Source organism: Streptomyces sp. NBC_00162, assembly GCF_024611995.1.
Taxonomy (GTDB): domain Bacteria; phylum Actinomycetota; class Actinomycetes; order Streptomycetales; family Streptomycetaceae; genus Streptomyces.
The window spans coordinates 102,896-114,792 of sequence record NZ_CP102510.1 but is presented as its reverse complement, the minus strand read 5'-3'; the positions used below and the strand labels follow the sequence as shown (position 1 = coordinate 114,792).

At 70.4% G+C, this 11,897-nt stretch carries 10 protein-coding genes; 4 read left to right on the top strand and 6 right to left on the bottom strand.

Features of this window, described 5'->3' with window-relative positions:
- Positions 1-5: 5 nt before the first annotated feature.
- The 6 genes from JIW86_RS40500 to JIW86_RS40475 form a co-directional block, all read right to left on the bottom strand.
- A complete protein-coding gene (locus JIW86_RS40500; RefSeq protein ID WP_257559728.1) occupies positions 6-1,088 on the bottom strand; it encodes a hypothetical protein in 1,083 nt (360 codons plus the stop codon).
- Positions 1,089-1,158: 70 nt separating this feature from the next.
- Entirely contained in the window at positions 1,159-1,299 is a 141-nt protein-coding gene (locus tag JIW86_RS40495; RefSeq protein ID WP_257559727.1) for a hypothetical protein, read from the bottom strand.
- Between the two features lie 67 nt (positions 1,300-1,366).
- Entirely contained in the window at positions 1,367-1,564 is a 198-nt protein-coding gene (locus JIW86_RS40490; protein WP_257559726.1) for a hypothetical protein, read from the bottom strand.
- Complete coding sequence (locus tag JIW86_RS40485; RefSeq protein WP_257559725.1) at positions 1,561-2,238, bottom strand: hypothetical protein; 678 nt, start codon at positions 2,236-2,238, stop codon at positions 1,561-1,563. Before JIW86_RS40485 ends, JIW86_RS40490 begins: the two co-directional genes overlap by 4 nt.
- Complete coding sequence (locus JIW86_RS40480) at positions 2,235-3,794, bottom strand: amino acid adenylation domain-containing protein (protein ID WP_257559724.1); 1,560 nt, start codon at positions 3,792-3,794, stop codon at positions 2,235-2,237. Before JIW86_RS40480 ends, JIW86_RS40485 begins: the two co-directional genes overlap by 4 nt.
- Complete coding sequence (locus tag JIW86_RS40475; protein WP_257559723.1) at positions 3,791-5,671, bottom strand: B12-binding domain-containing radical SAM protein; 1,881 nt, start codon at positions 5,669-5,671, stop codon at positions 3,791-3,793. Before JIW86_RS40475 ends, JIW86_RS40480 begins: the two co-directional genes overlap by 4 nt.
- Positions 5,672-5,918: 247 nt before the next feature.
- On the opposite strand from JIW86_RS40475, the gene gntD reads away from it, so the two are divergent.
- The 4 genes from gntD (at position 5,919) to JIW86_RS40455 (ending at position 11,782) form a co-directional block, all read left to right on the top strand.
- The gene (gntD, locus tag JIW86_RS40470) at positions 5,919-7,010 is read left to right on the top strand and encodes a guanitoxin biosynthesis L-enduracididine beta-hydroxylase GntD (RefSeq protein ID WP_257559722.1); all 1,092 of its coding nucleotides are present in this window, start codon (positions 5,919-5,921) and stop codon (positions 7,008-7,010) included.
- A 46-nt stretch (positions 7,011-7,056) separates the two neighbouring features.
- Positions 7,057-8,346: an MFS transporter gene (locus tag JIW86_RS40465; RefSeq protein ID WP_257559721.1), complete on the top strand. Its 1,290-nt coding sequence runs from the start codon at positions 7,057-7,059 to the stop codon at positions 8,344-8,346.
- A complete protein-coding gene (locus JIW86_RS40460; RefSeq protein WP_257559720.1) occupies positions 8,343-10,004 on the top strand; it encodes an MBL fold metallo-hydrolase in 1,662 nt (553 codons plus the stop codon). Before JIW86_RS40465 ends, JIW86_RS40460 begins: the two co-directional genes overlap by 4 nt.
- A 644-nt stretch (positions 10,005-10,648) precedes the next feature.
- On the top strand, positions 10,649-11,782 hold the full coding sequence (locus tag JIW86_RS40455; protein WP_257559719.1) for a hypothetical protein: 1,134 nt from the start codon (positions 10,649-10,651) through the stop codon (positions 11,780-11,782).
- Positions 11,783-11,897 lie beyond the last annotated feature (115 nt).

Here is an 11,897-nt window from a genome sequence, read left to right as displayed (position 1 = left end):
TGGGATCAGACCCCGGCGGCGATCCGTGCCGGGGCCACCCCGAGGGCCGGGAAGAGCGCGACGTCCTTGCCTTCGACACCCCTCATCAGCACGTCGATGGCGGTGCTCATCAGGTCGATGTGGAACTGCGTGAAGGTGCCCAGGCCCAGGCCCAGGTGGACGCCGGGGTGCCGCTCGTTGGCGAAGTGGTTGCCGGGGAGCAGCGGGGCGCAGCTGGTGTTGGTGCCGAAGCCGATCTCGTGCACCTTGGCGTAGCGGTCGTCCTTGGCCAGCAGCTTCTCGAGGTTGGTGGCGAACTCGCCGCGTCCGGCGACGGCCGGGCGGACCGCCGTGATGCGGCCCTCGGCCAGCGTGATGATCGCCGGCTGGTCGGCCATGGAGGCGAGGTCGCGGTAGACCTGCTCCGTCTCGGCGAGGCTGGTCTCGTGACCGCCGCGGTGGACGATGGGGGCGCCCTGGAGGGTGATCTCGCCGTTCAGCGTGAAGTGGGTGTGGAGCTCGAACTCGCCCGAGGCGTTGACCAGCGAGCTGAGCTCGCCGGTGGGCAGGACGACCTGCTGGCCGGGCAGGAGCGGGCCGTGCAGCGAGAACCAGTGCTCGGAGAGCTGGTGCTGGAAGACGGCCTCGGTGCCGAACTCGCGGCCGAGGAAGAGCATGTCGTCGGCCTGGTCGAGGAGGGTCAGGAACTCCTCCTCGATGCCGAGCTCGCGCTCGTAGTCGACATCGGCCACGACGCGGATGTTGTTGCGCAGGCTCTCCTCGGAGAAGGGCACCGAGAAGCTGGAGAAGGCGCCCATGGCCATGCCCACGAGGTCTTCGTCGTCGAAGTGGACGAACTCGTCGTCGGCGATCCACAGGACGGAGGCGCGGCGGCCGGAAGCGCGGATGGCGGCCATCTCGGCGATCAGGCCCGCGCGGGAATCGGGGCCGGTCCAGTTGAATTCCTGTACCGGGGTGGCGCTGTTCTCGATGGTGAGCGCACTGCGCACGCCCGGCGACGTGACCAGGAGGAAGACGTCTCCGAGGTCACCCCCGAACACCTTGCGGAACTGCTCCGGGCTGATCGGTACGGGCTGTGCGGTGCTCAAGGAAACCTCCCTGTAAAGGCGTGCCGGGGTGCGGGTGCCGATCACTCGCACCCCGGAACACGACTCAAACTCAGCCCTCGAGGCGGTCGTACTTCCCGTACTTGCTGATGCGGGAGCTGATCGACGCCTTCTCCTGGGCGACCGGCTTGTTGCCGGCCTGGGCGGACTGCTGCGCGATGGCGGACTGCTGGTCCATGTTGTTCTGGGTCACGTCGACTCCTCGTCGTGTTTTGGTGGAGCTCCGGATCCCGCCTTGTGCGGGGTCCGGCGTCTGTGGGTCACGGAGCGGGTTGTTCCGCTGCCGTGAGGCGGAGGAGGGCGGCCGCCGCGTCACCGTGTGCGCGCAGCCGTTCCTGGTCGAGCCCGGCACTGAGCCGGGCCGCCGCTCCTCGGGCGATTTCCACGGCGGCCTCCACGAGGTGGCCGCCGATGCTGACGGGATAGAGCGTCGTCCCGAGCGTCTGGCTGGTGATCACCGGATCTCCCCTTCCAGAGCGCGGGCGGCGTCCGCCGCGACGGTGCGCAGGGCCTGGGCGGCCCGCACGGCGTCCGGATCGGTCTCCAGCTGCTCGGCGAGCGCGGCGAGTCCGAGGACGGACCTGCGGCGCGGGCCGGCCGGGAGCCGGTCCAGCTCGGCCGTGATCCAGCGCGCCTGCTCGTCGGCGAGCAGCACCTGCTCGCCTTCGACGGTGAGCTGGAGCGCGGCGCGGCCCACCAGGGGCGGGGCGCCGCCGTTGACGGCCTCCAGCACCGGGGCGAGTTCCGCCCCGCACTGCATCACCGCGGCCGCGGCCTGCGCGCCGCCGGGTACCTGCTGGAGACGGACGCTCAGGTTGAGGAGGAGCACCACGGCGGCGCGCAGCCGCACGGGGTCCGCGATGCGGCACAGCTCCTCGTACAGCCGGGAGACCCCGGCGGGCACCAGCGAGACGGCCGCGTCCTCGCCCTCGCCGGTGACCTCGACCCAGCCCGGGACGGGCGCGGGCCGCTCGGGCACGGCGGTGGCGGTGTCCAGGGCGTCCGCGAAGGCGGTCAGCTCCCGGGCGGCGTCGGCGAGTTCCGCCTGTGCCAGGGTCTGCGCGAACTCCCGTACCGGGGTGGCCGCGGTGGTGGCCGCGGGCGGCGTGGCGGGCGTGGATGTCGTGGTCACCGGCTCTCCTCACTCTCGGTACGGGCCGGGGCGGCCAGGGCGTGATGGTCGACCTTGTCGTTGACCGTGCGCGGCAGCCGGTCGTGGAACTCGACCCGGGCCGGCACCATGGCCGCGGGCAGCCGGCCGGCGAGCTCGCCGCGCAGGGCGCCGGCGCGGCGCGCCGGGTCGCCGGACGGTTCGGCGAGCACCACGTGGGCCACCAGGCGGCTTCGGTCGCCCTCGCCGGCAACGGTGACGGCGGCTGCCGTGACACCGGTGCAGGCGGCGAGCGCGGCCTCGACCTCGCCCGGCTCGACGCGTACGCCGGAGATCTTCAACTGCCGGTCCCGGCGCCCGTGGTAGACGAGGACGCCGCCGGCCGTCTCGGTGACGAGGTCACCGGTACGGAAGGCCCGGCGTCCGTCGGGCAGGGTGGGGAAGGCGCGGCCGGTGGCCGCCTCGTCCCCGGCGTAGCCGTCGGCCAGGCAGGGCCCGGTGACGAACAGTTCGCCGGCGCTGCCCGGTGGAACGGGCCGCAGCTCCTCGTCCAGGACCAGGCCCGAGCGTCCGGCCAGCAGGTGGCCGATGGGCAGGATCTCCCCGGGCGGCAGGGCCCCGGCAGCGCGCGGCACCTCGTACAGCGTCGAGGTGACCACGCCCTCGGTGGGTCCGTAGGCGTTGAGCAGCCGGACCGCGCCCATCGGCGAGCCGAGCCAGCGGCGGGCGGCGGCCGTGGTCGCGGCCTCCCCGCCGATCAGCACGGTGGTCAGCGAGGGCGGCGGGCGCAGGTCGCCGCGTACGGCGGCCTCGGCTCCGAGCAGGGTCCAGTAGGCGGTGGGCAGCTGCCACATCGTGATGCCGTGGGCGGCGGTGACCGCGAGCAGCTCGGGCAGCGACCACAGGCCGCCACCGCGCAGCACGACCCGTCCGCCGGACAGCAGGGTCGGCCAGATCTCCTCGAGCGCGACGTCGAAGCCGGGCGAGGCGAACTGGAGCGTGACGCTGCCGGGGGTGAGCGTGTAGGCCTCGGCGGCCACCTCGCAGTGCCGGGCGAAGGGGCCGTGCGCGACCCGTACGCCCTTGGGCACTCCGGTGGATCCGGAGGTGAAGAGCAGGTAGGCCGCGTCGTCCTCGGCCACCGGTACGGGGAATCCGGGCGGCTGGTCCGTGCCGTGTCCGGGGCCGACCTCCAGGGCCTGCTCCCCCAGTTCCGCGAGCCAGTACGGCGCCCGCTCGGGGGAGGCGACCAGGGCGATCCCGGCGCCGGCCACCCGCATCGCACGGCGTACCCGGGCGGGCGGCTGCGCGTCGTCGAGCGGGGCGCACACCAGTCCCGCGCCGGCGGTGGCCAGCAGGGCGACGACCAGTTCGGGCACGCTGGCGGCGACCAGCGCCACCGTGTCGCCGGGGCGGGCGCCGCGCCGGTGCAGCGCGGCCGCCAGGTCCCGTGCGGCGCCGGCCAGGGCGCCGTAGCTCAGGGCCCGTCCGGGGAAGCCGGGGAGTTCGACCGCGATGCGGTCCGGGTCGTGTGCCACCCGGTCCAGGACGCGGGCTGCGAGGCTCCGGTTCGTCATCGCATCCTCGCTTCCGGGGGCTGGAAGCTCGTGACGTGCACGCCGGGGTGGAGCCCCTCGGCGGGGGCACGGAAGTAGCTGGTCCAGTCGTGCGAGAAGAGCTCGACGCGGCTGGAGCCCGACTCGGCGACGGTGAACACCGAGGCGCGCTGGTAGCGCAGCAGCTCCTCGAGGCGTTCGTCGATCTTCACGCCGGCGGTCTCGAGGTGGCCCCGCAGGTCCTCGTAGAACCGGTCCAGCTCGTTCTGCACGTAGGCCCAGCACCACTCGTAGATGAGCCAGGACTCCTTGTCCGGCACCCAGCGGGCCAGGCTCTCCATCATGTCCGGCTGGGAGGCCACCTTGCCCTCGTTGGGGACGGTGGGCGACTCGATGTACTCCCAGAGCAGTGCGCGGGCCCGATCGACGGCCTTGCCGAGGACGGTGGAGGTGTCGGCGAGCGCGGCGTCGGCCAGCGAGCGGTAGAAGGCCTCGTAGCCGAGGATTCCCTCGGTGTGCAGGTAGATGGCGAGCTGGCGGGTGATGCCACGGTTGTGCAGGGACTGCAGGACGGCCCCGAAGAGGTACATGCGCACCCAGTCCTCGCGGGCCATCGTGGAGTGCCCGACGACGACCTCGACCTCCTCCACGTCGTCCGGGAGGTAGGTGCGGGTGATGGTGTCCAGCTGGTACTTCTCGCGGTGGGCGGCGCTGCCCATCTCGGAGTTGGGCAGCAGCACGCACTCGTAGATCATGATGTCGTCGTGGATGCCCATCTCGAGCATCCGGCACAGGCCGCGGGCGAAGCTCTCGGGGGTCTCGTGCGGCAGGCCGACGATGACCTCGGTGTAGGCCTCGACCCCGCGCTCGCGGAAGGCCGCGGCGAGCTTCTCGTAGTTCTTGGCCGGCATGTTGGAGCGCTTGACCTGCTCCAGTACGTCGGCGGTGCCGCTCTGCATCGCGAGGATGGTGCCGTTCGACATGCCGTTGAGCGCGAACATCGAGCTGATCTGCACGATCCGGTCGTTGGCGTTCTTCGCGTAGCTGGTGACGAACTTGCCGGGGAAGCCGCTCTCCTGCTTGTTGCGCACGAGGTGCTCGGCGAGGCCCACGTCACGCGGCAGGATGCCGAAGTTGGCGTCGGCGCACAGGATCGCCGACACGTTCTGCTCGGTGAAGTAGTCGATCTCGGCGTGCAGCCGGTCCTCGTCGAACTTGCGGATCTTCGACTGGTTCGCGGAGCCCCAGTCGCAGAAGGTGCAGCTGTAGGGGCAGCCGCGGTTGGTCTCCCACAGCACGGTCGGCTTGTAGCCGGCCGCCCGGGCCGCCTCGAAGGAGGGCTCCATCAGGCCGGTGAGCCAGGGGCTGGGCACCTCGATGTCGCGCGGCAGCTGCCCGCCGAGCGGATTGCGGCGGACCTTGCCGTCCCGGTCCCGGTAGCTGAGCGAGGGGACCGAGGCGAAGTCGGGTTCGTCCTGGAGCAGCGCCCGCAGCAGCTCGGAGAAGGGCGCCTCGCCCTCCTTGTGGATGGCGAAGTCGATGTACGGGTGCCTGGAGAGGAACTCGGTCGCGTTGTCCGGCACGTGGGGGCCGCCGACCACGGTGACCGCGTCGGGGAAACGCTCCTTCACCGCACGGCAGGCCGCCATGTTCTTGTTGAAGTTCCACAGGTAGCAGGACATCGCGAAGACCGCCGGGTCCTCCATGAGCGAGACCGGGTCCTTGGCCTGCTCGGGCAGGAAGAACGGCTGCTCGAAGGTGTAGGCCTCGACGAGGTCGGGCTGGGTGTCGGCGTAAGAGCGCAGGGCGCCCCAGACGGCGGGAAGGTAGGCGGAGCGGCTGAAGGCGGATACGTAGATCCTGCGCTTGGCAGCGTTCACCGTGGCCGTCGTACTCACGCTTCGCTCACCTCTTCCCTGTCGTGGCCGGTCCGGACGGGGGGACCGTCGCCGTTCTGGGAATGAGCACAACCGCTGGGACTACAGGGTCGCTTGAAGGCCGATAGAGATCGAGGCCAGAGTGGGTGCCGGAGCTTCCGGCATGGTGTAGTGCGGTGCGGCCCGGGCGGCGGGTGCGGCGGTTTCGAGTGCAATTCGAGTGGGCCCTGAGAGGCTGCGGCAACCTCGCGTCTCTTGAGGAGCCACCATGCAGACCATCGCACCGCCCGCCGCGGCATCTGCCGCGGTGTCACAGCCGGGACCGGGGGTCCCGCGCATCGAACTCCTGCCCGACGAACGTCACCGGGTGGCCGCGCTCGCCCACGAGTACGCGCGGGACGCGGCCGGCCTGGACCCCCGGCGGTCCCTTCAGCTCGCCGCCCTGATGGCCCACGAGCTGCCGCGCTCGCTGCGCCGGGTGATGACCGACTTCCGTCTGTCCGGGGTTCCGCACGCGGGATTCCTGATCGGCGGGCTGCTCATCGACGAGAACGCGCTGGGGCCCACCCCCGCGAGCTACCAGGAGCGCCCCGACCGCCCCGAACTGCGCCACGCGGACGCCGTGCTGCGGCTGGTCGGCTCCCTCCTCGGCGAGCCCTTCTCCTTCAGCAGCCAGCAGCGCGGACGGCTGATCCTCGACCTCTTCCCGGTCGCCGGGCACGAGTTCGACCAGCTCGGCTCCGGCTCCGCGGCCATGCTGGACTGGCACACCGAGGACGCCTTCCACCCGCACCGCGCGGACTGGATGATCCTGATGGGCCTGCGCAACCACGACGCGGTGGCCACGACCTTCGCCGCCATGGAGGACATCGAACTCGCCGAGGAGCACCGCGCGGTCCTGTTCGAGAAGCGCTTCGCGATCCTGCCGGACCAGTCGCACACCAAGAGCTTCAACCAGGCCACCGGGGCCGCCGACGCCACCGAGGCGACCGAGGGCGAACAGTTCCGGCGCATCGACACGATGGTGAACCGGCCCGAGCCGATCGCACTGCTGGACGGCGACCCCGCCGCTCCGTGGCTGCGCGTCGACCCGCCGTTCATGCACTCCAACCCGCTGGACCCGCAGGCCGCCGAGGCGCAGGACGCGCTGCTCGCCGCGATCGAGGCGAAGCTCACCGACGTGACGATCGGCAACGGCGACCTCTTCGTCATCGACAACAAGCGCGCGGTGCACGGGCGCCGTCCGTTCGCGGCCCGCTACGACGGCACCGACCGCTGGCTCAAGCGCATCAACCTCACCGCCGATCTGCGGCGCAGCGCCGGTTCCCGGCGTGGCGACCACGGCCGGGCCGTGGTCTGACCCCGATCCGCGGGCGGACACTTTCCCCTTGAAAGGACCCAAGGCCTTGGCCGCAGAACCGAATCTGATCCGACGCCACCGGCTCTTCCGCCGGTTCTGGCTGGCGCGCGCCGTCTCGCTGATCGGCGACGGCGCCGCCATGGTGGCCCTCGTCCTGCTGGTCAGCCGCGGCGAGCACGCCGGCACCGCCGTGTCGCTGATCCTCCTGGCCGAGTCCGTACCGCGGTTCTTCGGACCACTCGCCGGGGCGCTCGCGGACCGGATGGGCGTACGACGCCTGCTGATCGCCGCCGAGCTGGTGCAGGCCGCGGTGTTCGGAGTCATCGTGCTGGCCCGCCCGGGCCTCGTGGTGCTGGTGCCGCTGGTCGCGGTGGCCGCCGCGGCCTCCACCGTGTTCTCCGCGGCCGGCCGTACGGTGGTGCCGCGCCTGGTCGACGAGGCGGACCTGATGCCCGCCAACGCGTGGATGGGCACCGCCTTCAACCTGCAGGCCGCGCTCGGCCCGGTGCTCGGCGGCGTGTTCTCCGCCTGGGGCAGCGCCTACGGCGCGCTCGCCATCAACGCGGGCACCTTCCTGGTCTCCGCCCTGCTGCTGACGCGCATCCCGGCGCTGGAGCCGCTGCGCACCGGCGAGCGCCGCACCCTGCTGGGCGACACCGTCGAGGGGCTGAAGTTCGTACGCCACCACCGGGTGGCCCGCGCCATCGTGCTGCTGCTCCTGCTCGGCCTGTTCTTCGGCTCGCTGGACAACCTGGCGCTGGTCTTCCTCGCCGAGCACTCGCTGAACACGGGTGAGACCGGATTCGGCGTGCTGTCCGCGTCCTTCGGCGTCGCCATGGTCGCCGCCTCGCTGTGGCTGGTCCGCGCCGCCGAGAGCCGCTCGCCGGTGTGGGTGCTGCTCGCGGGCTGGTTCTTCACCGGGCTCGGCCTGCTGCTGACGGCCGCCGCTCCGGTGCTGTTCGCGGCGATCGCCATGCAGCTGATCGCGGGACTGGGCAACGGCGTGGCCAACGTCGGCGAGGAGACCCTGCTGCAGAAGGCCGTGCCCGCCGAGGTGCTGGGCCGGGTGGGCGGCACGCTGTCCTCCGCCGCCTTCTTCGGCAGCACGGCCGGCTACCTGGCCGGCAGCCTGCTGAGCCCCGACGGCAACCCCCGGCTGGTCTTCGTGATCGCCGGCGGGGGCATCTTCCTGGCGCTGGCGCTGTGCGGCCCGGCGCTGCTGTCCGCGCGCGCCGCACTCGCGGCGGCCCCGGCCGAGGACGCGGACGCGGACGCGCCGGAAGCCGACCAGCTCCCCGCCGCACAGACCGTCGCGCAGCCCGGGGGTGCGCCTTGACCTCAGCGGCCTCGGCGGCCTCGGTCTTCAACGGACGACGTACTGCCAAGGGTTACCTGAACCCGTCCGTCGTCCCGCAGCCCCTGCTGCACCGCTGGTACGCCTGGTGCCACCTGGTGCCGCCGCACACCGCCGCGCTCAACCTGCGCGAGCGCTACCTGCCCCAGCTGCGCAGCTACCTGCGCTCGCCGCAGGTGCACGCGTCCGCGCTGAGCAACCCGGCCCGGTACGGCGGCCCGTTCCTCGCCCCGTACGGCGGCGCCCCCGAGGACGTCGAGGAGCTGCTGGCCGCCACCGAGGAGGCCGCCGCCCCCCTGCTTCGGCTGGCCGAGGACATCAAGGAAGCCCAGCGGATGCTCGCCGAGCAGGCCGACGGCAAGCCGATGGAGTCGCTGTACGCCCAGGTGCCGCAAAGCCTGCGCGGGCTGGTCGAGCTGGTCTACGACACCGGCAACCGGCCGCGGCTGCGCTTCTTCGAGCCGCTGGTCCACCGGGCGTTCGCGGCGGAGCTGGCCAAGGGCCAGGAGATCTCCCTGGCCCCGCGCACGGACCTGGAGCAGCCCTTCACCTTCGGCAGCCCGATCCTGCGCACGCGGGAGCGGCTGGACCTGCGCATCCCGTTCGCCGACCCCCGCCTGGACCAGCTGTACGCGTCGCGCCGTACCGCGGCCGATGTCGCGGGCCTGGCCGAACTGCTGCTCGGGGACGAGGCGTCGGACGCGAGCACGGCCGCCTTCGCGGACCTGTTCACCGAGACCGCCCCGGCCCCGTACGAGGCCGCGCCGCCGGACGCGGTGCGCATGCGCTACCTCAACCACGCCACAGTCCTCCTGGAAACGGACTCCACAGCCGTACTGCTGGACCCGCTGCCCGGCTACGCCGACGACGGTCACCGCCACCTCACACTGGCCGACCTGCCCGAGCGGCTGGACGCGGTGGTCCTGAGCCACCTGCACTGCGACCACGTGTCGGTGGAGGCGCTGCTCCAGCTGCGGCACCGGGTGGACACGGTCGTCGTACCCCGGGGCGGCGGCGGTTCCCTGGAGGACCCGAGCCCGAAACTCCTTCTCCGGGCGCTGGGCTTCACCTCGGTGGTGGAGCTGGGGGAGATGGAGTCGGCGCGGATCGGCGAGGACGCCGAGGTCACGATGCTGCCGTTCCTGGGCGAGCACGGAGACCTCGACATCCGCTCCAAGGCGGTCCCGCTGGTGGAGATCGGCGGACGGCGGGTGCTGTTCGCGACCGACGCGGTGGACATCGACCCGGACCTGTACCGCCGGGTGCAGGAGAGCACCGGGGACGTGGACACGGTCTTCATCGGGCTGGAGTGCGTGGGCGCTCCGATGTCGTGGCTGTACGGCCCGCTGATGGAAGGCGCCCAGGACCGCGCACACGACCAGGCGCGCCGGCTCAAGGGCTGCGACGCGGACATGGCGGAACGCCTGGTCAAGCGCTTCGGCGCGGCCGAGGTCTTCGTCTACGCCCTGGGCCTGGAACCGTGGCTGCGCCACCTGACCGGCTCCAGCTACGACCCGCAGTCCGAGCAGATCCGCCAGACGAACCTCCTCCTGGACCGCTGCCGCACCCGAGGCGTCCCCGCCGAACTCCTCTACGAACGCGGCGAACGCCTCTGGCCCCGCACCGGCACCCGCGCCTGACACGGAACACGGCCGCCCCTTCCCCCCTTCGGGCGGGAGGGGGCGCTTTCGTGCGTTCTGATTCCGCCACCGGGCGACGCTCTGGTGATCGGTTCCCATCCGGAGACCGATCAGCGCAGGTAGGTCTGCTGCCACTCCAGCGACCGCCGCTGGCGGTCCACACCTGGTCCACTAGCGCATCAGATACCTCTAGACAGGTGCTCAGACGGGGCGAGTGTCTGGGTGATCCAGCGCGCAGGCACCTTGGCAGGAGTGAAGCTCTGGTGCTGGTGGCGGGTCTCCTCGCCACGCGCGTTGCGCAGCACGCCAAGAGTCGAAGACTCCAGGTAGTTGATCAAGCAGGCCCTTGGCAGCGAACAATGCAACGCTCGCCACGCCCGAGCCGGCCAGAACCCAGAGCGTGATGGTCACATCCACTGGTTCCATGCTCCTCTCACCGTCTGACAACGCGTCCGTTGATGGGGACACGCTCCAAGGGAAGCTGTGCGTCGGAGCTGTCCACCAGTGCCTCGGACGTTCCTGCTGAACTCCGGACAGTCGGCTCACCGCGCCCTAGTCTGAACGGAACTGAGCTGGACAGTTGTGGCCGATGCTGGACGACTCTGGACAGGCGGCGGCAACGAACCATGAGACGGGGCGGGGCGATGGCTGATGACTCGCTGGCGAAACAGCTGGGTCGCTTGCGTGTTCGGGCTGGAAACCCCTCGCTGCGAGACCTGGAGAAGCTCACCGATCGCCAAGGCCGAAGGATGAGCCGGGCCTCTATCCAGGATAAGTTCGCCGGAACTAGTGGTCTGAAAATGGTCCAGGTGCTGGCTCTGGTTCGAGCATGCGCCGACTACGCGCATTCGATCGGTGCTCCACTTCCGCCTGAAGATACCGACGAGCAAGTTTGGCAAGAAAAGGCAGCACACCCCACTGCGCCCAAAAATCGGCATGCCGTTGAACCGCCACACGAGACGGGCCCCCAGGAATCCCAGGATCAGAAGACCGGCGACCCGTCTGATCTAGAGGCACTAATCCCGCCTCTCATCAACGCCGGCATGGACGATATTGCAAATCTCGCAAGACAGGGGGCAGGCCAACCCCTAGAAACATGGCTGCCAGCTGTCGTTGTTGCACTCGGCCACGCACATATTGATTACCAAGGTTTCCTCAACTTGGCCGCCCATGCACCACCCGGCCAGATAGTGAAAATCCTCGAATCGATCGCCGAGGACGGTCCCGAAAATATCGGCAACCGATACTTCCAGACCTGCCTGCTGACTCAGCACCCCTCCGAGATACCCAAGCTTCTGGTCGCACTTCGCCGGGCCGAAGGGGATCTGAGCTTCTGGTACGCGCATAATTTCGTTGACGCCATTCTCGGCAAAGGCGACTGGCTAGGGGGCACCAGGCCAGATCTGGCCGACGTCCTGCGAGCGCTGCGCGCGGCCACACTGAAGGACGACGCCGATAAACTCGCAGAGGATATCGGGCTGCACGCATGGCCCAGAATAACATTGGCGACTGCCGGGGCTATCCCTGAAGCCTTTCTCGGGGATCGAGAGCTCATCCTACATGCAGGATCACAGGGTGGACCGCATCGACTCTTGAGGTTGATCGACTGCCTGAAAACAGAGCAGATTCCGGGAATCGAATCGCACACGACGCTGGAATATCTACTGGCAGCGGTACCCAAGGGCAAGCATGCGGATTTCTCTCGCATGCTCAACGACGCCGGAATGCAATCCGAGGCTCAACGATTGCTGGAACTGGAAACAGAAATTCCATTCTGACACTCTGGCAACTGCGGCATACACAGAAAGCACACCCCCGGTCCACATCAGACTCGGGGGCGTGCGCGCGTAGGTCAATTAGCGGGTGCTCTTCCCCCACCCACATCTAGCGATG

Bases quoted from the DNA above. Each gene is read 5' to 3' on its own strand.
- gntD (WP_257559722.1), top strand. From the start codon at position 5,919: ATGCAGACCATCGCACCGCCCGCCGCGGCATCTGCCGCGGTGTCACAG.
- JIW86_RS40455 (WP_257559719.1), top strand. From the start codon at position 10,649: ATGGCTGATGACTCGCTGGCGAAACAGCTGGGTCGCTTGCGTGTTCGG.
- JIW86_RS40480 (WP_257559724.1), bottom strand. From the start codon at position 3,794: ATGACGAACCGGAGCCTCGCAGCCCGCGTCCTGGACCGGGTGGCACAC.